Raw genomic sequence first — 23,355 nt, 5'->3', positions numbered from 1 at the left:
AGGTTTTATAGTGGTTTGATATATGTTATAATAGCAGTAAACAGTCAAAATATAAATAACAAATCAGCCGGAATTTGCGACCTGTGTGGATGTGGATCAATTATGGATCAAAATCAAACTCCCCTATTAACAGCCCTTAAACAAGCGGCGGAAACACCCGGTGCGGCTTTTTATACCCCAGGACATCGGCGGGGACAGGGGATTCCCGAATCTTTGGCGGCGGTTTTTGGGTCGCAAGTATTTAGGGCGGATTTGCCAGAATTGCCAGAATTAGATAATCTATTTGCACCGGAGGGAGTGATTAAACAGGCTCAGGAATTAGCAGCGGCAGCCTTTGGGAGCGACCTGTGCAGATTTTTAGTCAACGGTTCCACAGTGGGGATCATCGCCTCAATTTTAGCCACCTGTGACCCAGAAGACAAAATTCTCCTACCGCGAAACATTCATAAATCGGTAATCTCAGGCTTGGTAATGTCCGGTGCGCGGGCTATCTTTATTAATCCCGAATATGACCAAGATTGGCATTTCCCCCTGAGCCTGACCCCCAAAGCGATCGCCAAAGCCCTAGAGAAACACCCAGACATCAAAGCCGTGATGGTAGTGTATCCCACCTATCACGGCATCTGTGGTAATTTAGCAGCCATAGCCACCATAGTTCATAACCATAACATCCCCCTGCTGGTAGACGAAGCCCATGGCGGACATTTTCACTTTCATCAGCAGCTACCCCCAAGCGCCCTACAATGGGGGGCTGATTTAACCGTACAATCTACCCATAAAGTCCTAGGGGCAATGAATCAAGCCTCAATGGTACACATTAAAGGCGATCGCATCAACCTTAGCCGCCTCGATAACGCCCTACAAATGCTACAAACCACCAGCCCCAGTTATCTGCTCTTAGCTTCCCTTGATGCCGCCCGCCATCAAATCGTCAATCACGGTCAAAAAAGGCTCACAGAAGCGCTAAAATTAGCACAGAGGGCAAAAACTCAATTAGAAAACTTACCCGGTTTACGGGTCTATCATCCCCCCCTAACGGCTGGGTGTGTTGCCTTAGACCCAACCCGGTTAACCGTTGAGGTCAGCCACTGCGGGTTAAGTGGTTATGAAGCAGACACAATTCTGCATCAACAGTTTGGGGTAACTGCTGAGTTACCAGATCTCCAACACTTGACCATGATCATCAGTCCCGCCAACAGCCAAGCCGATATCGATCAGATGATTAAGGGATTCGCATTTCTCAGCCAAAAAGCCTTATCTGAAGCATCACAAAATCCCCCCACCCAAAACCAGCATCACTGGCAGATGATCGATACCATATCCCCCTTTGAAACCGCCATAGCTGAGGTTTCCGCCATGTCTGTCCGAGATGCCTTTTTTGCCAAAACCATCTCACTACCAACTCCAGACTGTCCCGGTCAAATTAGCGCTGAGTGTGTTTGTCCCTATCCCCCCGGTGTGCCAATTTTGTGGCCGGGGGAAGCTATCTCTAAAAAAGCGATCGCATTTTTGCAACAGGTACAAGCATTGGGGGGAGAAATTACCGGCTCTAGCGATAAGACCTTAGCAACCCTGCGGGTAATTGATCATTGAAACTCCCCGCCCTGGCTTTCTATTTCCAGTCCCCTAGCAGCACAAGTCACCAATGATTTTATGTCTTCCCCACTTTGGCCTTATATTACCCCCGGCATTCCCGATCATCTCTTTGAACGTTTACCAGGAATTCCCATGAGTAAACGGGAGGTAAGATTGCTGTTGATTTCCTATCTACGGCTACAACCAGATTGTATAGTGTGGGATATTGGGGCGGGAACTGGAACCATTGCCGTTGAAACTGGTTTATTATGTCCCCAGGGTCGAATTATTGCCGTTGAAAGGGATGGGGAAGTAGCCCACCTGATCCGCACTAATTGCGATCGCTTCGGTGTCACCAATGTAGATGTCATTGAAGGAAACGCCCCCGACTGTTTGCATGGGCTCAAAGATCCTCCCCACCGGGTTTGTTTGGAGGGAGGAAAAGCCATCAAAGACATTCTCATTACCGTGTGGTCTTATTTACAGCCCCAAGGCCGTATTGTAGCCACCGCCTCCAATTTAGAAACCTTATACCTAATTTCCGAAGGGTTTGCTCAATTACAGGTGCGCAATGTCGAGGTCGTCCAATCTTCCATTAACCGCATGGAGACTCGAGGGCGATCGCAAAGTTTAGTAGCAATTGATCCTATGTTTATCCTCAGTGGTGAGAAAATGGATTGAACCAGGAAAAGTTGACTGTCGAAATCACCCCTTATTTCCACCCTAGGCGGTCAGGGCTCATGAACTCTTAGCTTTTCTGGATTTGCGCTTTGTGTAACTAACTTGTCAATCAGCCATGTCTTGGTCTCGTGTCATCAGTGGAATTGTGGCGATCGCCCTCGCCTTAATCATGCTAACCCTAGGGGGATGGTACTTCACCCTCGGCTTTGGGGTGATTGTTTACCTAGGTCAGTTAGAATACTTTCAACTGGTGCGGGCTAAAGGCATCGAACCCGCCGGTAAAACTACCCTAGTCGTCAGTCAAGCCCTATTAATTACCGCTGCGATCGCCCCCAACCTAGTAGATGCTATCTTCGCCTTAGCCGGAACCCTCATCTGCTTCTATTTGCTATTTCAACCCAGAATCTCTAGCATTGCTGATATTGCCGCCTCCATTTTGGGTCTGTTTTATGGTGGATACTTACCCAGTTATTGGATTAGGCTACGGGTGGGGCTAGATGGTTCCAGTCCCCTGTTAACCCATGTCACCACTAACCTACCTCAACTCAGATACTTTCCGCCATCGTGGGATTTATCCTATACCCTCACCGAAGGATTAACCGCCAGCCTACTGGCTTTTGGTTGCATTTGGGCCGCTGATATTGGCGCTTACATTTTTGGGAAATTTTTGGGGCGGACGCGACTTTCTGATATTAGCCCCAAAAAAACCGTAGAAGGTGCTATCTTCGGGATTTTAGGCAGCATTGGAGTGGCGATCGCTGGCGCTTGGTTTCTGCAATGGCCGCAGTTTCTCTGGACAGGTTTCGCCCTCGGTATTATAATTGGCATAGCTAGTCTTTTGGGAGACCTGACCGAATCAATGATGAAGCGCGATGCTGGAGTCAAAGATTCCGGTCAACTCATCCCCGGTCACGGCGGCATTCTCGATCGCGCTGATAGCTATGTTTTTACCGCCCCCCTAGTCTACTACTTTGTCACCCTAGTGCTACCTTTATTAAGAACCTAGGGATTGACCCAAATTTTTCCCCGCAGGGTAAGCTGTTCCTCACTGATGCTCAGATCCTCGATGTCTACATCAGTTCCCAACTCAATCGGAATTGACTCTAGCACAGTCCCACTAATCAGGGGATCGGCTTTGATATAGGGCTGGTGTAGTAATAGTTGGGTGGAACTCATCCGCTGTAATTGGCTATCTAAACTAAAGGCGATCGCCCCATGGGTATCAGTTATTAAATCCGCATTTAAGGTCAGGCGATCGCTATTTAGCCTTAATTGCAGATTTTCTAGGGTTCCCTCAGTCAATGGTAAGCGAGACTCTAGCAGTTCGGTAATGGCATTGGCTAAAAGTGGCGAACTCACCGAAGCATTAAGATCCGAGGCGAGAATTTGCAAATCACAATCAACCTCGATCGCTTCGAGCAGTTGTAAAGGCTTACCCTGGAGAACCTGACCTAAATTAATACGGATACCGGAACTTCCCAAAACTACTTGGGAAAGATGCAAACCTTGGTAAATCACAGCCCTAGCTGAGACTGACACCGTGGGAATAGAACCCTTCAGTAGCGATCGGTTACCACCTCCCACATGGACCTTTAAAGATTCTACGCCCTCAACTTGCGATCGCAGCCAAAGCTGCAGCGCCGCCGATAGAACCGTTCCGATCAGTTTCTTTTGCTCAGTTTTCGTACCCGTCATAATCTCGCTGTTTATTTGTGATCAAAAAATCAAGAATTGCTGTAATATTGGTATATACAGCATAGATATATGCAAGAATCTAACTCGTCAGTCTCACCTACAGATTGAGCCACTACTACGGGAACTCCTATAACTCCCATAATTAAGGAAAATCAGTGCCTTCTACCCAGCAAATCACCCCGTTGTAATCCAACATCCACCCGGGCAAATCTGGGATCCCCTGTCCCGAAACTCTATGAATGAACGGCTACAGAAAATCATATCTCACTGGGGAGTCGCCTCTCGTCGCCATGCCGAGGAGATGATACTATCAGGAAGGGTCAAGGTAAATGGCGATCAGGCTTATTTAGGCCAGAAAGCAGACCCTAAATGCGATCGCATTGAAATTGACGGACGCGCACTGCACCCTTCCAGTCAACCCCAACCCCTATACCTACTGCTAAATAAACCCCTAGGCGTAGTTTCCACCTGTGCAGAACCCCAAGGCCGAAAAACCGTTTTAGACCTGCTCCCGCGTCAACTCCAAGTCGGACAGGGACTGCACCCCGTGGGTCGCTTAGATACCGACTCAACCGGAGCATTACTGATCACAAATGATGGTGAACTGACATTTCTTTTAACCCATCCCCGTTATCATGTAGCTAAAACCTATCAAGTTCTAGTCCAAGGCTGTCCTCCAGAATCTGTTTTAGAACAGTGGAGACAAGGTATCCTACTATCTGGTAAAAACACATTACCAGCTAAAGTTAGGCGCATCGGGAAACCTCGCGGCTCTCAGACTTTGCTAGAAGTGGTTTTACGAGAAGGGAGAAACCGACAGATTCGGCGAGTAGCAGAGGCTCTCGGTTATCCTGTGGTTCAACTGCATCGGACAGCAATTGGGCCTATTTATCTCAACTCGACTGGGAAACCTGAATTAGCTTCAGGTGAATATAGATCCCTGAAAAACTCTGAAGTGCATTTGCTAAAGAATCGAGTCCGTGTCTGGAAATCTGGCAGTTGTTCTTGAGGATCATGGCTTATGAAATTAACTCTTACTCACCCAATTTTTAAAAATAGATCCGAAAATCACAAGCAACCACAAAATCGAGTTGATCATGACCAGGCACAACGCCTATCAGATATTGGTCAACAGTTGCGTGATGCCAGGATGAAAAATTCCTTCTCCTTGGGTATGGTGGCGGCTTATACCCGTATTCGCACCCATTTACTCCAAGCCATCGAAGAAGGTAAAATAGATAGCCTACCTGAACCTATTTATACTCAGGGTCTGATTCGCCAATATGCAGATGCTTTGGGGTTAAATGGAGAGGAGTTAGCCAATTTCTTTTTACCCGAACCTGGGGAAAATACTCTGGTGCGATCGCTTAAATTGCTGTCTATGCCACAATTACGGCCAACTCATCTGTATCTAACTTATACTCTACTGATTATTTGTGCCGTTAATGCCCTATCTTATCTGGTTCCCCAATCCGGTGAATTAGCAGTTACACAGACAGAATCAGCTACCGAGGATGTTGTCACCCCACAGCCAAATCCAGCAACCACAACACCACCCCCCCCACAGGGTCAGTTAGTGTCTCAATCTTCCGCACCCGCACCCGCACCCGCACCCGTACCCGCACCCGCACCCGCACCCGCACCCGCACCACAACCTATTATTCAGGATGTTGAAGTGGGAATAGTGGTTAAGGACGAGTCTTGGGTACTGATTGAAATAGACGGAAAAACCGAATTTCAGGGAATATTACCCGGTGGCACTCAAAAAACCTGGAAAGCTAAAACTGAAGTGGTAGTAGTAGCCGGAAATGCCGGGGGCGTATTGGTGAAAGTCAACAACGGCGAAGCCAGACGCTTAGGGGAACCAGGAATGGTCCAGGAAGCCGTATTTAAGGCTGGGAATAGCGACGAAACCGCCGATCTTCCCAGTTCCTAGTTCACCTTATTATCTAGGATTATCTAGGCGCGCGTCCGTAGGTATCTGTCCAGAACTTCAGGCGATCGCCAATTTCATCAGTTAGCAACCCAGGTTCACAACGCCAAGCCCAGTTACCCTCAGCGGTACTGGGTTTATTCATTTTAGCCTCACTTCCCAATCCCAACACATCTTGTAGGGGCAAAATTGCCTGATTAGCTACTGATGACAAAGCCAGCCGAATCATATCCCAGTGAATGCCATCATTTAGCACCTCACCTAAATAACCTAAATAACGAGTTACATAGGCTTGTTGTTTAAGCGATCGATTATTAAACCAGCCCACAGTCGTATCATTATCATGGGTTCCCGTATACACCACCCAATTAGGGGAAGTGTAGTTATAGGGTAAATAGGGGTTATCCCGTCCCGAATCAAATGCAAAATGTAGCACCTTCATACCAGGTAACTCAAATTTATCCCGCAAGGCTTCCACCTCTGGCGTAATAATCCCCAAATCTTCAGCAATAATCGGCAGCCGCCCTAACTTTTCCTCAATCGTGTGGAATAGATCCTCTCCCGGTGCATTTACCCACTCACCATTCATGGCAGTAGTTTCGCCTTGGGGAACTGCCCAAAAAGATTCCAGACCCCGGAAATGGTCAATCCGAATTAGGTCTACATAATCCAACATCGATTGAATACGATGCACCCACCAATCAAACCCATTTTGTTTAAGGCGATCCCAGTTATAAACCGGATTACCCCACAGTTGACCACTTTCGCTAAAGTAATCTGGTGGGACTCCTGCCATTAAAGACGCTTCTCCGGTTTCTCCGTCCAAACAGAAAATTTCAGGATGAGACCACACATCAGCACTATCATGGGCTACATAAATCGCTAAATCCCCAAAAATCTGGATTCCTTGTTCGTTGGCGTAGCGCTTCAAATTCGCCCACTGACGATTGAAGGTAAATTGCAGATACTTATGGAAAAAGATTTCTTCGCCCAGTTTTTCCTGCCATTTTTTCATCGCCTCCGGTTTGCGCCGGGAAATTTCATCATCCCAAGTGTGCCAACTGGCTCCGCCTTGGGCATCTTTGAGAGCCATAAAAAACGCATAGTCATCTAGCCAGTAGCTTTTCTGGCGGCAAAACTCATCAAATTCTCCATGAAGGTCTGATGGTTCCTGTTTCCGAAAATTCTGGAAGGCTTTGAGAAATAGGGGGGTTTTCAGTTCTTTTACCCGGTCAAAATCCACCATATCTGTAGGTAGGGTGGGGATTTTGTCTAAATCTTTTTTGGTCAGTAGTCCTGTCTCGGCTAACATATCAGGACTGATTAACAGAGGATTTCCCGCAAAGGCGGAATAGGAAAGGTAAGGAGAATTACCAAACCCGGTTGGACCTAGGGGCAGGATTTGCCACAGTTGTTGGTGACTGTCTCTGAGAAAGTCCACAAACTGATAAGCATTGGGTCCTATATCCCCGATGCCATATCGACCTGGCAGGGAGGTAGGGTGTAGTAAAATGCCGCTAGATCTGGGCTGAAATGACATAAGAAACCTAAAAGATATAATTGTTTCCACTGGTGGCAGGGTGGCTTGTCCTCTCGGCACAGCTTCTGGAGCCACCTGCCGAGAATACCATTCCCTCTTTACCATTTTACTCCTGCTAGGGACGGATTTGGCACAATTCAAGGCTGAACCTACTGCGATCGCTCTCGGTTCTGGTAGGGGGACTCTCCATAATCACTATCATCTTACTCATTTGTAATGGGTTGATATTATCGGATTTCGGAAAATATGAAAGTGGAATGAAGGCAATATGATTAATTTATGAAATTTGCTCTTGATATATCCCCCCAAATTTAACCGGAAATCTTCATCTAATTAATGATATAATAACCTGGGGCTGTTCTTAGATGCCCCCCTGTCCTATCTATTCTAAGGGAGAAAATACTGATAATATGTTAACTGCATTTACAGCGGGACTTTTATTGATTAGCTTGTCGGAATTAGGTGATAAAACCTTTTTTATCGCTGCTATTTTGTCAATGCGATACCCCAGAAGGCTGGTTTTTGCCGGGGTGATAGCAGCTTTGGCATCTATGACAATTATTGCTGTCGTTATGGGTCGAGTGGTGGCTTTCTTGCCGCCTAGTTATCTCCACTGGGCGACCATTTTCCTGTTTAGTATATTTGGAATTAAATTGTTATACCAAGCTAGTCAAATGCCATCCTCTCAGTCCTGTGGTGAGGAAGAAGAGGAGGCTATGAAGGCGGTGGCTGGGTCTAATTTAGCTAAAAAGAAGTCGAAGCTGGGGATATTGCTGGAAGCGTTTACTTTAACTTTTATCGGGGAGTGGGGCGATCGCACTCAAATTGCTACCATTGCTTTAGCAGCCACTTATCACCCCGTGGGAGTAATATCCGGGGTGATTTTAGGGCATAGTATCTCAACAGCGATCGCCGTTTTAGGAGGCCGCATAATTGCCGGTCGCATTTCCGAACGTACCATTACCGCCGCCAGTGGATGTTTATTTATTGTTTTCGGCTTGGTGGCTTTAATTAATGGTGTCGAAACCGTTTCGGTTTAATCAGTTTTGGGAACTATCATGACTGGATTTGGGGGCTGTTTCTACAGGTTTATTAACAGTGGTTTTGGTTTTGCCATTGCCATTGCCATTGCCATTGCCATTACCATTGCCATTGCCATTACCATTGCCAGTTATGATAGTGTAACCGTTACCATTGGCATTTTCGGGGGCATAATAAACAGGTTCTGAAACCTGACGGGCTGCGGGGTGTTTGTCACCAACTAAACGGGACTGTAAAGTGGTCGCAATGATATAAAACACTGGCACAATATACAAACTCAGTAGAGTGGAAACCAGCATTCCTCCCATTACTGACATACCAATAGAAACCCGACTAACCGCACCCGCACCCGTCGCAAAAGCCAGAGGCATCACCCCAAAAATAGTTGATAAAGCCGTCATCAAAATGGGGCGAAATCGGACTTTTCCAGCTTCGATCGCCGCCTGACTAATAGACCGCCCCATTTCCCGCAGTTGGTTAGCAAATTCCACAATGAGAATCGAGTTTTTAGTCGAAAGTCCGATTAACATAATCAAACCAATGCGGCTATAAATATTTAACTCCAATTCCGCCAACCATAGCGCCCCAAAAGCACCTAATAGGGATAGGGGGACCGCTAATAAAATCACCAATGGATCGACAAAACTTTCAAACTGCGCCGCCAAAGTTAGGAAAATAAACGCTAGGGACAACCCGAAAATGTAAATTGTCGCATCTCCAGCCTGACTAAACTCGCGGGACTCTCCAGCTAAGTCTGTTCTCATGGTCTCAGGAATAGTGCGATCGGCTAAATCTTGGAGAGCTTCCAAGGCTTCACCGAGACTATATCCAGGGGCGGCACTACCTTCTAAAGTCGCCGACCGGAAGCGGTTAAAGTGGTTAATTTGTGGTGGTAGAGTCGAGTCACGGATAGTCACCAAATTACTGAGGGGGATCATTTGACCGGACTCCGATCGCACAGATATTTCCCCAATATCTTCAGGACTAGCCCGAAATTCCGACTGTCCCCTAACTATCACTTCATAACGTTGATTTCCCTGGTTAAAATTGGTAATTTCCCGACCACCCAACATAATTTGCAAAGTCCGGGCTATTTCTTGCACAGAAACCCCCAAATTTCCAGCTTGGGCTCTATTTACCTCTAGGACTAATTCCGGCTTATTCAGCTTTAAATCGGTGTCCATATTCACTAATTGAGGTAATTCATTCGCCGCCATAGCCAATTGTTCAGAAACTTGTGCTAACTCGCTAATATCATTTCCCTGAAGCACAAATTGTACAGGTTGACCGAGGCGACTTCCTGGTAGTGAACTCGGGTTAATGGCAAATACCATGGCATCGGTAATTTGGGAAAACTTGCCAAATAAACGTCGGACGATCGCCTGTTGAGACTGTTCCGGTTCTGTACGTTCTGACCAGGGGACAAGGCTAGTAAAAGCAAAGCCTCGGTTAGCTTGGGCTGCGCCTCTCCCAAATCCGGTTAGGGTAAAAAATGCCCGCATTTCCGGCACATCACCCAAGATTTCTTCAACTTCCCTAACCACATTATTGGTATAGTTTATGCTTGCACCTTCGGGAGCATTAATCGGCACAAAAATTCGCCCCCTATCTTCCGTTGGCAAAAACCCTTGAGGCAATTGTACAAATAGCCAAGCTGTGAGGCCTAGAGATGCTACAAAACCCAGCAAAATCACAGGTTTAAATGATATCAATAATCGCAGGCTGGCATCATAGATATTGGCGATGCGATCGAGGAGCCAATCAAAGACATTCAGAGGGGCTGATAGCAGCCTCATCAACAGGTTGTTACTGCTGTGGGATGGTTTTAAGATAATCGCCGAAACAGCGGGCGCTAAGGTGAGAGCAACGAAGGATGAGAACACCACAGAAATGGCTAGGGTGATGGCAAATTCATTAAAAATTTGTCCGGTGGCTCCCCCGGAAAAACTGACGGGCACAAATACGGCAATTAGCACCACAGTAGTGGCAATTACAGCAAAGACAACCTCCCCCATGGCATGAATGGCAGCCTGGAAAGGGTGCATTTTCTTCTCGTCAATATAGCGGACGATATTTTCTAAAACCACAATGGTATCATCTACCACTAATCCGGTGGCTAGAGTTAGGGCAAATAGGGTCAAGACATTAATGGAGAATCCCAGAAAAAACATCGCCCCAAATGCGCCGATTAATGAGACGGGAATGGTGATGGTGGGAATTAGGGTAGCCCGCCAGTTTTTCAGAAATAGGAAGATAACTAATACCACCAGGGATATGGCTAACAGGAGACTTTGCCATACTTCATCAATGGCAACTTGCACAAATTCCGAGTAGTCTACTGCTACGGTATAGTTCATGCCGTCGGGGAAGTTTTGGGAAAGTTCTTTCATTCTTTCCTTCACCCCTGTAGCTACTTCTAAAAGGTTCGCGTCGGAAAGTCTACTAACTCCTATGGTAACGGCGGGTTGACCCCTGAATCTGGCAATGGTGCGATCGCTTTCTGCGCCGATTTCTGCATAGCCAATATCTCCGATGCGTATTTGTGTACCGTCGGGGTTGCGCCTGATAATTAGGTCTTCGTATTCGGGGGGGGTTTGTAGTCTTCCTAGGGTGCGGACGGGAAATTCCATGGTCTCCCCTTCGATGCGACCGCTAGGGATTTCTACGTTTTGTCTCTGTAGGGCATTTTCTACGTCTAGGGGGGTCACATTACGGGCTGCCATACGTTTGGCATCTAGCCAAATTCTCATGGCGTAGCGACGTTCCCCACCTATGAAAATACTGCCGACTCCGTTAACGGTTTCTAGGGAATTTCTCAGGAATTGGTCGGCATAATTACTGAGTTCTAAGGTGCTAAAGCGATCGCCATATATGGCAATCCACATAATGCGATCGTCGTCGCTACCATCCTTAGAAACTACCGGGTTATTCACATCAGAAGGTAGTCGCCCCGTCGCCCTAGATACACGGGAGAGAACATCCTGGACGGCTACTTCTAAATCCCGTTCCAATTCAAACTCAACATTGATAGAACTTAGCCCCTCTCTACTGGAGGAGGTCATCGTTCTTAGTCCTTGAACCCCGTTAATAGCCGCCTCCAGAATTTCCGTAACTTCTGTTTCGACTACTTCCGCATTCGCCCCCGGATAGGTAGTCCTAACTCTGACAACCGGAGGATCAATGCTCGGAAATTCTTGCACAGGTAGTCGGGTAAATCCCACAAAACCCACTAGGATGATGACCAGGGAACAGACAGTGGCAAAAACTGGACGTTTAATAAAGAAATTTGTAAACACAATTTACCCTCACTACTTATTGGCTATGATTCTCGCCCCCAGTTAATTTTGAGGATTGATAGCAGCACCATCTGACAGTCTTTGAATCCCGGAAACTATCAGTTGTTCACCGGGTCGTAAACCTTCCACCACTTCCGCATATTGGTCTCTAATTAAACCTAAGCGAATTACCTGCCTTTTCGCGGTGGGATTTTCTCCCCCTTCCGTGGTAAATACAAACCTTTCATCTCCCGAAAATTGTACGGCGGTCATCGGTACAACTACTGTGTTCGGTTTTTCATTCCAAATTACCCGCGCCCTCACGAATTGACCCGTGCGGAGCAGTCCGTCAGGATTAGTAAATGTGGCTTTGGCTAAGATACTTTGAGAATTAGGATTTACCGTGGGGGAAATAAAGCTAATGCGTCCGGTTCCGATAGGTTGACCTTGGGGGTCCTGCATTTCTACTGCTAGTCCCTCCCGTAGGTCGCCTTGGCGTTCTAGGGGAATAGATAATCTCAGTTCTAAGCGATCGTTTTCTGTCAGACTGGTTAAGGTCGCACCCCGGTTAACAAAGTCTCCCGGTCTCGCTGTCACATCGCCAACTATCCCCGTAAAAGGTGCTTGTACAGTCGTCTCTTGTAGCTGCACTTCTAACTGGCGAACACGGGCGGCGGCTTCCGCTACTTGGGCTTCTGCTTGGTCGATTTCTTGGGGTCTCGTGCCACTTTCTAAGCGTCTTAACGCCTGTTGAGATTGTTCGACTCCCGCTTCTCTCAGGGCTATTTCTGATTGGCGATTTTGCTGTAATTGTTCTAGTCGTCTTTCGGCAGCTCTCAGATTCGCTTGGGCGGTTTGTTTCTGTGACACTAAGGCATCAAATTCATCTCTGGAAATTGCCCCGGCTTCCGTGAGTTCTTGAAATCTAGTTACCCGTTTTTCCGCTAACTCTGCTGCTGCTATATTGGCATCTATTTGGGCTTGGGCTTGATTGATTTCTGCTAGTAAACTACCAGATTGAGCATCATTTAGACGGGCGACAGATTCCGCTAATCTCCCACGGGCTTCCGCAATTTCTTCCGGGCGACTTCCGGCTTGTAATTCTGCTACTCTGGCTTGGGTTCGCACTAGGTTGGCTTGGGCTTGTCGTAGTTGCGCTTCTAGGTCATCACTTCTTAAACGGGCGATCGCCTGCCCTTGATTTACCATCTCCCCTGACCTAACATATACTTGCGTGATTCTCCCTTCTATTTCCGATCTTACTTCCACCGACTCCCGCGCTTCCAGAGTCCCCACAAATTCCCCAGCATCCTGAAAGTTCCTAGTTTCTATGCTGGTGACTCTCACCGGAACTCCCCTCGGTCTTTGGGGGGAATTACTCGCCGCCGCTGGGGTAGTGTCCGCTTGCGCTTTACTGGAGTACCACCACTGACCCCCAGCAAAGCCTACTCCTAGGGCTAGTAATATTCCTACGGTCGCTGATACCCAATTGTTGGATTTATTACTAGGTTCTGATTCCGAATGGCGATCGCTTTCTATCTGATTTTGGTTTTCTATTGGCGAATGTTCACCACTCCCCTCAACTTCCACGACCGACTGATGATAATTCGAGTTTGATGATTCTGTTGATGATGGATAAGACATAATAAATTGTAGTATGATTATAATTGTTGGCGGCAAAATTTTACTGTCAATTCCCTAGTCTACTGCCATTGTAGATCTCGGCTATTCACAATTGTGATCTGTCTGAAGATAGAGAATCACCACCCCCTAGTTCTTGTTGCAAATTATCGTAGGTTTTTTCGAGCCATTTAGACTCTGAATCTAACAAAAACTTCGCCCTTTGCCAGATATCTGATTGATAGGAATCAATCGGCACATATTCAACCTCTTTCTGGTTCAGATATGCCATCCTTTGCTGACAAGCTCTGAGGCGATATTCTAACAATTTCAGGCGATTGTGTATATTTAAGTCACTAAAAAAGAAATACTTAATTAGAAACCTAGAACGGCTTTTAACCCAACTCTCTTGCGGCTGTTCTAGCATTTTGTATAACCATCGCTCACGTCCGGCGGCGGTAATACCATAAACCTTCCGACTCGAACCCGCGTCCCCTGCCTCTTCTAGGATAACTTGAATATATCCCCGTTCTTCCAAACGTTTCAGCAAGGGATAAATTGCACCATAGTTAACGCTGATACAGCTTCCCATAAACAGCTCTAGGCGCTGCTTCAGTCGGTAGCCGTGTAAAGGTTCGCGCTGTAGTAGTCCTAATGCAGATAGTTCCAACATTATATCAAATTGATACTTGTGTTGACAATATAGCCAATTTTCGCCTACGAGTCAAGAAATAGGCTAGAAAAATTGGCGATCGCCTTGAGTATCAGGTTTTCCATCCCCCTCTGTATCCCCAGATAGACTCATACCAACCACCAAAAAACAGTATCAATAATCACATAAAAAGGTGCTGACCTCCCAGCCTGGTGGATAAACTCAAGGTTTTATGGAACCCATAACCAAACCCCAGGATTTAATCGAGGTTTAACTTTTATTACTTGAGGGTTAATGGTCTAAGGTTTAAGGGTTGAGGATTAAAGATTAATCGTTGACCGCTAAACTTTAAGCCATATAAGCGAGATGGTATGCTTCGCCTAGAAGATCCATCTCTGAGCCATAAATTTAGAGTTTTTCGAGAGACCAGCACCATTACATTGATGCTCGATATATAGATCAGCTAATCAGAAATGTTAATCAAAGTGCGGGCGTTGCTAATAGACAGCACCCGGTCTACAGTGGATTTAAACTCCTCCACAAACTCTTGGCGGCGATCGCATTCCCCAGTCAAATTGGTAGGGTCAAGTATTTCTACTCCCTCCCGTCCCAAAAAACTATCAGCTAGAGATTGATACTTTTCCGAAGCCGCATTTTTGCCTAATACTTCGATCGCCAATTTATCAAAAATCATGGGTCTAAAACCCCGCCCTTCTAGGGCGGCTTTCACTTAGCCAAGCATTTTGTGCTATGGTGAACAGCATAGAGTCTGTTCGAGCCATGCTTGTTCTCGAGTTCAAAGTTAAAGGGAAGTCCCACCAATACGCAGCGATTGAAGAAGCGATCCGAACCGCACAATTCGTTCGCAACAAAGCACTGCGCTATTGGATGGACAACCGAGGTGTTAACAAATACGACCTTAACAAATACTGTCGAGTCCTTGCTCGAGAGTATGACTTGGTTCGAGAACTCAACAGTACGGCTCGTCAAGCTTCGGCCGAACGTGCCTGGTCTTCAATTTCTCGTTTTTTTGAAAACTGCCGCCAGCAAGTTCCCGGCAAGAAAGGATATCCCAGGTTCAAGAAAAATAGTCGTTCTGTCGAGTACAAAAACTCCGGTTGGAAGTTACTCGACCCTAAGCATATTGTCTTTACCGACAAGAAAGGGATCGGACGACTCAAGTTGATTGGAACTTGGGATTTGGCGTTTTACGGTACAGAACAAATCAAACGGGTTCGGCTGATTCGTAGAGCCGACGGCTACTACGCACAGTTTTGCGTCAAAGTAGACGTTCGAGAAGAAATCGAACCATCAGGAAATACCGTGGGTTTAGATGTCGGACTCAAGGAATTCTACACCGATTCAAACGGACAGAGCGAACCGAACCTGAGGTTTTACCGAAACGCCGAGAAAAAGCTGAAACGCGCTCACCGAAGGGTGAGCCAAAAACAGAAAGGCTCTGCCAACCGAAAAAAAGCCGTTAATCGACTCGGGCGAGCACACCTCAAAATAAGTCGGCAACGTGAAGAACACGCCAAGAGATTGGCGCGTTGCGTAATCCAATCTAACGATCTGGTGGCTTACGAAGATTTGAGGATTAAGAATATTGTGAGAAACCACTGTCTCGCCAAGTCGATTCACGATGCTCTTTGGTATCAGTTCAGGAAATGGTTGGAGTATTTTGGGGTGAAATTTGGCAAGATTACCGTAGCGGTAAACCCTGCTTATACCTCTCAAAAATGCTCGAGCTGCGGCACGATTGTCAAGAAAAGTCTCTCAACTCGAACCCATATTTGTCAGTGTGGGTGTGAGTTAGACCGAGACTATAACGCAGCCATCAACATTCTGAACGCTGCCTTGAGTACCGTAGGGCATACGGAAACTTAACGCTTCTGGAGATTTGACCGCTACTTTGGTTGGTGCAAACCTGTCAGAGCAAGTCGAGTCGTTGAAGGAAGAATCCCCACGCCTTTAGGCTGGGGAGTGTCAACCAGTCTTTCCTTCACCCGCGCCTGGGCTACATCAAAATCTTTGCGCGCCGAAGTATAAGCTGATTCCATCGTATTCAGAACCGACTCATAATAGGCGATAAAGTTTTTCATCTCGATCGCTTCAGCCACAGTCATTTCTTCCCCTGCTACTGATACCATTGTCACCGCATTAGACAAAACCACTGCCCTTTTAATTGTACGCCGACGGGCAATTAAAGCATCTACCTTTTGCACCGCCGCCCGTGCTTTAGTGTTATACTCATCCCGATTTCTGTAGCCCACAGGAGTTTTTCCCACTTCTACTACAGTGATTAATGTATTACCTTCTAACCCTGATCGGGCTGATTCTATGCGCTTACCCAGTAGCGTTAATTCTGCCAAAGCATCTGTTACCGTCATTTCAGCCATTTAACCTTCCCTCTGTAAAGATTTTCGCCCCTTACCAGATAGACAGAAGCCCGAATCAACCGCGCCATAACAATTAGTAACTAGCCCATTATACAACACAATGGCAGTAAATTACCAACCTATTAATCTTAATGATATTATTGATGCGATCGCTATTCAGCGTAAATTGCTGTCACCTCAGCAACCCGTCCTAGTCGCCATCTCAGGAATTGACGCTTCTGGAAAAGGCTATATCACCGCCCAAATTGTCAAAATACTTAGCCAGGGAAACCTGCGGGTAGCCAGCATCAATATTGATGGATGGCTTAATCTACCCCACCAAAGATTTAGCCAGACTAACCCCGCCGCCCACTTTTATCAATATGCGATTCGCTTTGACCAGTTATTCAGCCAATTAGTCTTTCCCCTGCGCCAACTTCGCTCAGTCTCTCTTGAGGTCAATTATACTCAAGAAACCGCCACAGAATATCAAAAGCATAGATATAAATTCGACAATATTGATATAATTATCTTGGAAGGAATCTTTTTGTTAAAACAAGAGTTCCAGTCATACTATGACCTTTCTTTTTGGATTGAATGTAGTTGGGAAACCGCATTAGAACGAGCTATTAGGCGATCGCAAGAAGGCCTATCTCAACAGGAGACAGTTAAAGCATATCAGGCCATTTACTTTCCCGCTCAAAAAATTCACTGGGAACGGGATAAACCTAGACAAGCAGTTACAGCCAGGATTAATAATGATTTCCGACTAGCATCTACGGGACTCAAGCCCGACCCTAGCCCTTGAGTGCATCGATTTATCCCGAATCTAAAATATTTTGATTTCCTGATATTAGCAGTTCCCATCTATCTGCAACATCCCTATAAATAGGCAAGTTTATGATATATATTACCCAAGTCCAGAGCCAACCAGCACCTTTTTTAAGGATTGCCTTTTCGGGAAGAAACCTGAAAGCCTTTGATTTACCTGTTCATCTTTTATACACCACTGATTAATGATTGAATCTAAACGCCAAACTATCAAACTTAAATGGCGCATATTGATAGGATATGCTATACCGATTTTACTCTCTTTTGGAGTGGTATCAGTAATTTACCACCAAGCTACAAACGTGGTGAAAATTACCGCTGCAGTCGAGACCACTCAACTGCAAATGGAATTTGTTGATCAGATGATTTTTGGCATTTATAAAATGTTGCGAAATGTGCGAATGAGCCTTTTATACCCTGAGTTAGAAGACTACGAAAGTCTCTATAAACAAGCCTTTGAGCAGTTCACAACTAATTATGACAACTTGATGAGACAGATTGATGATCCCAGGTTGAGGGATGAATTAACCAAGATCAGACAAGCTGGTAATGAGATTGATCGGATTTCCAGAAACGTATTTAATCTGATTGATAGTAATCAATTACCCTTAGCCCAAGCCGAAGCAAAAGCCCTTAGTGTCAGTGAGGTAGCAGCTACCGGAGAAAATATTGACGAGCAAAAGCAGCAGCTTCTCAATGCTAAGTATAGAGAGTTGGAAAATGCCATGAATACTCTCACTATGATGGCTGCATTGGGAATGTTTATAGCTGCTACTCTAGCTATTGTTTTGGCTCTGGTAATTTCCGCCCGCATTAGCCGGACTCTTAATGATAGCATTAGTATAATTGCGAGTTCTTCTAATCAGATTGCTAGTACCACAGAACAACAAGAACGCAACGCCAGCCAACAGGCAGGAGCAATTAATGAAACTACTGCTACAATGGATGAACTAGGAGAAGCAGCCCGGTCAATGGCCGAACAGGCAGAATCCTCCGCCGATATCGCCAATCAAGTCTTAGATATGGCTAAATCTTCGATCAAAAGCGGCCAGCAAGTCCTCACTCTCGGTCAGTTTTCTTCTGAAAGCGCCCAGCAGGTGTTAAAACTCGCTGAGTCGGAAACCGAGGCGGTACAGCTAACCCTACAGAAAATCTTGAATCTCAAGGAAAAAGTAGAGGCTATTGCTGATCAAATTGTTCGACTCAGCCAGCAAACTGAACAAGTTGGCATGATTACTAATATGGCGGCTGATTTGGCTAACCAGACTAATATGTTAGCATTGAATGCAGCCGTAGAAGCCGCCCGTGCTGGTGTTCATGGTAAAGGTTTTGCTGTGGTAGCCATGGAAATCCGCAAATTGGCAGACCAGAGTAAACAGTCGGCTCAAAAAATTACCGCTTTAGTTAATAATATTCAAAAGGCGATCGATAGTACCGTATTAGTCACTAATGAGGGTAGCAAGACTGCCGAACAAACTATCGAACTTTCTCGGGGGACCGTCAATGCTTTTGAAAAAGTTACCGAAGCCATTAACCCGGTTTTAAAAGCCTCTACAGATGTCAGTGATGCCATTAATCATGTGATTATTAGCAATCAGGAAGCCACCCTAGAGGCGATTAATGAAGTGGTTTTAAATTCCCAACAAATCTCTCTGAGTTCCCAACAACAGGCCCAAGCAATTCAGCAAGTCTTCCAGGCTATGAATAGTCTTAGTCAAAGTTCCACTGAAACTGCTAATGGTTTGCGGGAAACTAAAATCGGTATTCAACGACTTAATCAAGTTGCCCAAAATCTCAAGGCTGAAACCTAGAAATTAACCTCAACCAGGAGGCCACTGCATAGCCCGACCTCCCAGGATATGAATGTGAAGATGATCTACAGTTTGTCCCCCATCAGAACCATTATTAATCACTACACGATAACCATTAGTTAACCCAGCTTCCTGGGCTACTTGTTTCACCTTCAGCAGTAAATGTCCCATCAGCCCATGGTCATCGGGGGTCGCTTCCTCTAATTTAGGAATCGGTTTTTTGGGAATTACCAAAATGTGAACGGGTGCTTGGGGTGCAACGTCTCGGAAAGCTAACACTAGATCATCTTCATAGACGATATCGGCTGGAATTTCCCGGCGGATGATTTTCGTAAAAATTGTTTCGGAATTGCTCATAGTTTTCGCTTGGGAGTGGGGCGCGTCTTTACATATTGGCACGACCACAAACGGTCGTATTATACAATGATATACGCCAACTGACAAGGGTAAATCGGCTCTCAACTCTTAAAAAAAGTTTAATTTTGGGCACTCTAATTAATACATATAAATGATCTTGAATTTCTGATCTAGGAAAGGGACTGATAGACGGCTCCCTGGGGCCAGCTTTGCCCAGAAAATGAGACTATTAAATTATCCTAAATTATCCTAAATCCTACTTTATCCTACTTTATCCTACTGATTATAGGTATTTCAGCATATAAGGAACAAAAACTGGATACTAAATCCTACTTTTTACTATTTACAAATACTGTATTTTTAGTTATTAATAGTAGAAGAGAAAGAAAAAAGGTTAGTCAGCAAATAGCTCTTAATTAGTTAGAAGTTCAATCCAAAAATGCGTCGTAGGTGGTGATTGAAAATTATTGCCAGAAAGAAAAATAACACCTGCGGCACTCTGTCCACCAGATTTCCCGATTAACAACTATATAGATAGTACCTGCAACCCAGATAGCATTAATTGTTTGGTGTCAAGACTTGTCATTTTATCATGTCTAGTCTGCCAATTATATAGCTTGAGGTTGTGAATGCTGCCCCGTCTGTGAACTGTTTTGGTAACGGTAAATTGCCCACGGATTGTAGGGGTGTTTATCGGGGAGTATATGGCTGCTAATTTGTGAGACTGCCTCAACCCTAAAGAACTGAACAAGAGGAAACTTAAAGATATGGTTTCAACTGTAGAAAAACCCACGAAACTGACATCACCTACAGACAACAGTAGTGGTAATATAACTCCCGAATGGCAAGGATTTAAACAGGGTAAATGGACGAAAGAAGTAAATGTTCGTGATTTTATCCAAAAAAACTACAGTCTTTATGAAGGAGATAGCGGGTTTTTAGCTAATGCTACAGAACGCACCAATAACCTCTGGGATCAGGTTAAGGAACTGATGGCAGAGGAACGCAAAAAGGGCATTTTAGACGCAGAAACTAAAATTCCTTCTGGGATTAATGCCTATGGTGCGGGATATATAGATCGCAGTTTAGAGCAAATCGTGGGTTTGCAAACTGATAAACCCCTGAAACGAGCGATTATGCCCTATGGTGGTATTCGGGTAGTTAAAAAATCCCTAGAAGCCTACGGCTACGAACTGGACCCGGAAACGGAAAAAATCTTTACTCAGTATCGCAAAACCCACAATGATGGTGTTTTTGATGCTTACACGCCAGAAATTCTCCTAGCGCGCCATTCTGGACTGGTAACGGGATTACCAGATGCTTATGGTCGCGGTCGCATTATTGGTGACTATCGGCGGGTGGCGCTGTATGGAGTCGATCGCCTAATTTTAGACAAAAAAGAGCAACAAGCGTCTCTGGAATTAGACGCAATGGACTCAGAAACGATCGCGCGGCGCGAAGAAATCTGCGAAGAAATCCGATCGCTCCAAGAACTCAAAGAAATGGCAGCATCATACGGGTTGAACATCGCCAAACCCGCCGCCACCGCCCAAGAAGCCGTACAGTGGACTTATTTTGGCTATTTAGCAGCAGTCAAAGAACAAAATGGCGCGGCTATGTCTCTGGGACGGGTATCTAATTTCTTAGATATCTACTTCGAGCGAGATTTCCAAAATGGCACTCTCACCGAAAGTGGGGCTCAGGAAATTATCGACCATTTCGTGATGAAATTACGGATGGTGCGGTTCCTGCGGGCTCCTGAATATAACCAACTATTTTCTGGTGATCCTACCTGGGTAACAGAATGTATTGGTGGTATGGGTGAAGATGGTCGCCCCTTAGTCACAAAAAACAGTTTCCGGTTCCTGCACACACTCTACACCTTGGGTGCTGCTCCTGAACCTAACCTGACTATTTTATGGTCGGAACGTTTGCCAGAGAACTTTAAGCGCTACTGTGCTAAGGTCTCCATTGAAACCTGTTCTACCCAGTATGAAAATGACGATTTGATGCGGGCAGAATATGGCGATGATTATGGCATTGCTTGCTGTGTTAGCGCCATGAAAATCGGTAAGCAAATGCAGTTTTTCGGCGCACGGGCGAATTTAGCCAAGGCGCTACTGTATGCGATTAATGGCGGTAAAGATGAGACAACTGGCGAGCAAATCGGCCCCTCATGGCTTCCAGTTAAGGGCGATTATCTCGAATATGAAGATGTGGCGGAGAAATTCGATCGCTGTTTAGAATGGTTGTCTCGGTTGTATGTCAACACCCTGAATATTATTCACTTCATGCACGATAAATACGCCTACGAGCGGATTGAACTGGCACTGCATGATCGTGATGTATATCGGACGATGGCTTGTGGTATGGCGGGTCTGTCTGTGGTAGCTGATGCTTTCTCTGCTATTAAATATTCTCGGGTGAAAGTGATCCGCAATGACCAAGGTTTGGTAGTGGATTATGAAATCGAAGGCGATTATCCCAAATTCGGGAATAATGACGATCGCGTTGATGATATTGCTGCCAATTTGGTCAAGCAATTTATGAACAAAATCCGTCAGCACAAAACCTACCGGAACTCAGTTCCTACCCAGTCAATTCTGACCATTACTTCTAATGTGGTTTACGGTAAGAAAACTGGTAATACTCCTGACGGTCGGAAAGCTGGCGAACCTTTTGCACCGGGTGCTAATCCTATGCACGCACGGGATACACAAGGAGCGATCGCGGCTTTGGCTTCTGTGGCGAAACTGCCCTATGAGCATTCTCAAGACGGCATTTCTTACACCTTTTCTATTGTACCACAAGCATTAGGAAAACAGGAAGGCGATCGTATTAGCAACCTGGTGGGAATTTTAGATGGTTACTTCGCCGACGACGGCCATCATATTAACGTCAACGTCCTGAACCGGGAAACCTTGGTCGAAGCCATGGAACATCCCGAAAAATATCCACAACTAACCATTCGTGTATCCGGTTACGCCGTCAACTTTATCAAGTTGACCCGCGAGCAACAATTAGATGTGATTAATCGTACTTTCCATAGTCGCATCTAGGGATTTATACACCGGGTTAATCTACAGTTAAATGTGATTAACTCGGTGGTTATCCATCATTAGTTAGTCTGTAATAACCCGGTTTTAATCAATCCGGGTTTCTGTTGTCTATTATCATAATTATGTCTGATTCTCAAACTCAAATATCGGGTAACATTCATTCCTATGAAAGTTGCGGAACCGTAGACGGTCCAGGAATTAGATTTGTCGTGTTTACCCAGGGTTGTCCCCTGCGCTGTCTTTATTGTCATAACCCCGACTGTCAAGAAGTAGCAGGTGGTAAACAAGTCACAGTCGAAGAAATCATCCAAGAAGTAGTCAAATATCGCTCCTATATGCGGTTTTCTAATGGCGGTATTACTGTCACTGGCGGCGAACCCTTAATGCAGCCAGAGTTTGTGGCAGAAATCTTCCGGCGCTGTCGGGAATTGGGTATTCATACAGCCTTAGATACCTCTGGTTATATCCCCATTAATGTAGCCAAACCAGTGCTAGATTATACCGATTTAGTGCTTTTAGATATCAAATCTTATCACAGCGAAACCTATCGGAAAGTCACCTGTGTTTCCGTAGAACCAACCCTGAATTTTGCCAAGTATTTACATGAGATTAATAAACCGACATGGGTGCGGTTTGTGTTAGTACCCAATTTAACTAATGACATCAATAATATGGAGGCATTAGCTAAGTTTGTGTCCGGCTTCAGCAATGTAGAAAAAGTCGAGATTTTGCCCTTTCATAAAATGGGAGAATATAAATGGGAGCAAATCGGCTATGAATATAAACTTAAAGATACCGAAGAACCCACCCCAGAAGAAGTCAGCACAGCTATAAATATATTTCAAAAGTATGGTTTGGCGGTGGTCGCTTAACACTTACTCTCAGCCTTGATCACTTAATCTGAAAG

General features: G+C 45.5%; 19 protein-coding genes and 1 pseudogene. 12 read left to right on the top strand and 8 right to left on the bottom strand.

The annotated features are described in order from the left end of the window. The first annotated feature begins 102 nt into the window (after positions 1–102). The 3 genes from N39L_RS02145 to N39L_RS02135 all read left to right on the top strand — a co-directional run bounded on the left by N39L_RS02145 (position 103) and on the right by N39L_RS02135 (position 3,262). Entirely contained in the window at positions 103–1,593 is a 1,491-nt protein-coding gene (locus tag N39L_RS02145) for an aminotransferase class I/II-fold pyridoxal phosphate-dependent enzyme (protein ID WP_014274156.1), read from the top strand. Positions 1,594–1,653: 60 nt separating this feature from the next. Next, positions 1,654–2,256 carry a precorrin-6Y C5,15-methyltransferase subunit CbiT gene (gene cbiT, locus N39L_RS02140; protein WP_014274155.1) on the top strand — a complete coding sequence of 201 codons (603 nt, stop codon included), beginning with the start codon at positions 1,654–1,656 and terminating at the stop codon, positions 2,254–2,256. Between the two features lie 115 nt (positions 2,257–2,371). Continuing rightward, positions 2,372–3,262 carry a phosphatidate cytidylyltransferase gene (locus N39L_RS02135; RefSeq protein WP_006617390.1) on the top strand — a complete coding sequence of 297 codons (891 nt, stop codon included), beginning with the start codon at positions 2,372–2,374 and terminating at the stop codon, positions 3,260–3,262. Here the strand turns inward: N39L_RS02135 and N39L_RS02130 are convergent. Then, positions 3,259–3,951, bottom strand: coding sequence for an LmeA family phospholipid-binding protein (locus tag N39L_RS02130; protein ID WP_006617389.1), 693 nt, complete (start codon positions 3,949–3,951; stop codon positions 3,259–3,261). The two genes, N39L_RS02135 and N39L_RS02130, sit on opposite strands and share 4 nt — an antisense overlap. A 235-nt stretch (positions 3,952–4,186) precedes the next feature. Between N39L_RS02130 and N39L_RS02125 the strand changes: the two genes are divergently transcribed. Beyond that, complete coding sequence (locus N39L_RS02125; RefSeq protein WP_006617388.1) at positions 4,187–4,960, top strand: pseudouridine synthase; 774 nt, start codon at positions 4,187–4,189, stop codon at positions 4,958–4,960. A 12-nt stretch (positions 4,961–4,972) separates the two neighbouring features. Further along, positions 4,973–5,887 (top strand): helix-turn-helix domain-containing protein, encoded by a 915-nt coding sequence (locus tag N39L_RS02120; RefSeq protein WP_014274154.1) that lies wholly within the window; start codon positions 4,973–4,975, stop codon positions 5,885–5,887. A gap of 19 nt (positions 5,888–5,906) precedes the next feature. Here the strand turns inward: N39L_RS02120 and malQ are convergent, their stop codons facing one another. Further along, positions 5,907–7,424 (bottom strand): 4-alpha-glucanotransferase, encoded by a 1,518-nt coding sequence (malQ, locus tag N39L_RS02115; RefSeq protein WP_014274153.1) that lies wholly within the window; start codon positions 7,422–7,424, stop codon positions 5,907–5,909. A gap of 40 nt (positions 7,425–7,464) precedes the next feature. Here malQ and N39L_RS02110 point away from each other — a divergent pair, with 40 nt between their 5' ends. Both N39L_RS02110 and N39L_RS02105 read left to right on the top strand, forming a co-directional pair. Beyond that, positions 7,465–7,641 carry a hypothetical protein gene (locus tag N39L_RS02110; RefSeq protein WP_014274152.1) on the top strand — a complete coding sequence of 59 codons (177 nt, stop codon included), beginning with the start codon at positions 7,465–7,467 and terminating at the stop codon, positions 7,639–7,641. Between the two features lie 193 nt (positions 7,642–7,834). Continuing rightward, complete coding sequence (locus N39L_RS02105; RefSeq protein WP_014274151.1) at positions 7,835–8,464, top strand: TMEM165/GDT1 family protein; 630 nt, start codon at positions 7,835–7,837, stop codon at positions 8,462–8,464. Here the strand turns inward: N39L_RS02105 and N39L_RS02100 are convergent, their stop codons facing one another. The 4 genes from N39L_RS02100 to N39L_RS02085 all read right to left on the bottom strand — a co-directional run bounded on the left by N39L_RS02100 (position 8,465) and on the right by N39L_RS02085 (position 14,706). Further along, positions 8,465–11,761 carry an efflux RND transporter permease subunit gene (locus N39L_RS02100; RefSeq protein WP_014274150.1) on the bottom strand — a complete coding sequence of 1,099 codons (3,297 nt, stop codon included), beginning with the start codon at positions 11,759–11,761 and terminating at the stop codon, positions 8,465–8,467. Positions 11,762–11,803: 42 nt separating this feature from the next. Next, the gene (locus N39L_RS02095) at positions 11,804–13,384 is read right to left on the bottom strand and encodes an efflux RND transporter periplasmic adaptor subunit (protein ID WP_014274149.1); all 1,581 of its coding nucleotides are present in this window, start codon (positions 13,382–13,384) and stop codon (positions 11,804–11,806) included. 85 nt (positions 13,385–13,469) lie between these two features. Continuing rightward, entirely contained in the window at positions 13,470–14,033 is a 564-nt protein-coding gene (locus N39L_RS02090; protein WP_006616805.1) for a PadR family transcriptional regulator, read from the bottom strand. A gap of 442 nt (positions 14,034–14,475) precedes the next feature. Then, positions 14,476–14,706 carry a hypothetical protein gene (locus N39L_RS02085; RefSeq protein WP_006616804.1) on the bottom strand — a complete coding sequence of 77 codons (231 nt, stop codon included), beginning with the start codon at positions 14,704–14,706 and terminating at the stop codon, positions 14,476–14,478. Between the two features lie 86 nt (positions 14,707–14,792). On the opposite strand from N39L_RS02085, the pseudogene N39L_RS02080 reads away from it, so the two are divergent. After that, a pseudogene (locus N39L_RS02080) lies at positions 14,793–15,987 on the top strand (RNA-guided endonuclease InsQ/TnpB family protein). Here N39L_RS02080 and N39L_RS02075 read toward each other — a convergent pair. Next, a complete protein-coding gene (locus N39L_RS02075; RefSeq protein ID WP_014274146.1) occupies positions 15,920–16,411 on the bottom strand; it encodes a hypothetical protein in 492 nt (163 codons plus the stop codon). The pseudogene N39L_RS02080 and the gene N39L_RS02075 overlap by 68 nt on opposite strands. Before the next feature lie 100 nt (positions 16,412–16,511). Here N39L_RS02075 and N39L_RS02070 point away from each other — a divergent pair, with 100 nt between their 5' ends. Further along, entirely contained in the window at positions 16,512–17,198 is a 687-nt protein-coding gene (locus N39L_RS02070) for a uridine kinase family protein (protein ID WP_014274145.1), read from the top strand. Positions 17,199–17,406: 208 nt separating this feature from the next. Beyond that, complete coding sequence (locus N39L_RS02065) at positions 17,407–19,032, top strand: methyl-accepting chemotaxis protein (RefSeq protein ID WP_014274144.1); 1,626 nt, start codon at positions 17,407–17,409, stop codon at positions 19,030–19,032. Between the two features lie 9 nt (positions 19,033–19,041). On the opposite strand, the gene N39L_RS02060 is transcribed toward N39L_RS02065, so the two are convergent. Continuing rightward, positions 19,042–19,389, bottom strand: a complete 348-nt coding sequence (locus N39L_RS02060; protein WP_014274143.1) for a histidine triad nucleotide-binding protein — start codon at positions 19,387–19,389, stop codon at positions 19,042–19,044. A gap of 767 nt (positions 19,390–20,156) precedes the next feature. On the opposite strand from N39L_RS02060, the gene pflB reads away from it, so the two are divergent. Then, entirely contained in the window at positions 20,157–22,448 is a 2,292-nt protein-coding gene (gene pflB / locus N39L_RS02055) for a formate C-acetyltransferase (RefSeq protein ID WP_014274142.1), read from the top strand. Positions 22,449–22,570: 122 nt separating this feature from the next. Then, positions 22,571–23,320 (top strand): pyruvate formate-lyase-activating protein, encoded by a 750-nt coding sequence (gene pflA, locus N39L_RS02050; protein ID WP_006618191.1) that lies wholly within the window; start codon positions 22,571–22,573, stop codon positions 23,318–23,320. Positions 23,321–23,355 lie beyond the last annotated feature (35 nt).

Origin of the sequence: Limnospira platensis NIES-39 (assembly GCF_026000695.1) — a bacterium.
Taxonomy (GTDB): Bacteria; Cyanobacteriota; Cyanobacteriia; order Cyanobacteriales; family Microcoleaceae; genus Limnospira; species Limnospira platensis.
Note: the sequence above shows the minus strand (reverse complement) of the source record. Positions and strands in the feature narration are given on the sequence as shown.

Coding starts and splice junctions, on each gene's coding strand:
- N39L_RS02145 (WP_014274156.1), top strand. CDS start 103: ATGGATCAAAATCAAACTCCCCTATTAACAGCCCTTAAACAAGCGGCG.
- cbiT (WP_014274155.1), top strand. CDS start 1,654: ATGTCTTCCCCACTTTGGCCTTATATTACCCCCGGCATTCCCGATCAT.
- N39L_RS02135 (WP_006617390.1), top strand. CDS start 2,372: ATGTCTTGGTCTCGTGTCATCAGTGGAATTGTGGCGATCGCCCTCGCC.
- N39L_RS02130 (WP_006617389.1), bottom strand. CDS start 3,951: ATGACGGGTACGAAAACTGAGCAAAAGAAACTGATCGGAACGGTTCTA.
- N39L_RS02125 (WP_006617388.1), top strand. CDS start 4,187: ATGAATGAACGGCTACAGAAAATCATATCTCACTGGGGAGTCGCCTCT.
- N39L_RS02120 (WP_014274154.1), top strand. CDS start 4,973: ATGAAATTAACTCTTACTCACCCAATTTTTAAAAATAGATCCGAAAAT.
- malQ (WP_014274153.1), bottom strand. CDS start 7,424: ATGTCATTTCAGCCCAGATCTAGCGGCATTTTACTACACCCTACCTCC.
- N39L_RS02105 (WP_014274151.1), top strand. CDS start 7,835: ATGTTAACTGCATTTACAGCGGGACTTTTATTGATTAGCTTGTCGGAA.
- N39L_RS02095 (WP_014274149.1), bottom strand. CDS start 13,384: ATGTCTTATCCATCATCAACAGAATCATCAAACTCGAATTATCATCAG.
- N39L_RS02090 (WP_006616805.1), bottom strand. CDS start 14,033: ATGTTGGAACTATCTGCATTAGGACTACTACAGCGCGAACCTTTACAC.
- N39L_RS02085 (WP_006616804.1), bottom strand. CDS start 14,706: ATGATTTTTGATAAATTGGCGATCGAAGTATTAGGCAAAAATGCGGCT.
- N39L_RS02075 (WP_014274146.1), bottom strand. CDS start 16,411: ATGGCTGAAATGACGGTAACAGATGCTTTGGCAGAATTAACGCTACTG.
- N39L_RS02070 (WP_014274145.1), top strand. CDS start 16,512: ATGGCAGTAAATTACCAACCTATTAATCTTAATGATATTATTGATGCG.
- N39L_RS02065 (WP_014274144.1), top strand. CDS start 17,407: ATGATTGAATCTAAACGCCAAACTATCAAACTTAAATGGCGCATATTG.
- N39L_RS02060 (WP_014274143.1), bottom strand. CDS start 19,389: ATGAGCAATTCCGAAACAATTTTTACGAAAATCATCCGCCGGGAAATT.
- pflB (WP_014274142.1), top strand. CDS start 20,157: ATGGTTTCAACTGTAGAAAAACCCACGAAACTGACATCACCTACAGAC.
- pflA (WP_006618191.1), top strand. CDS start 22,571: ATGTCTGATTCTCAAACTCAAATATCGGGTAACATTCATTCCTATGAA.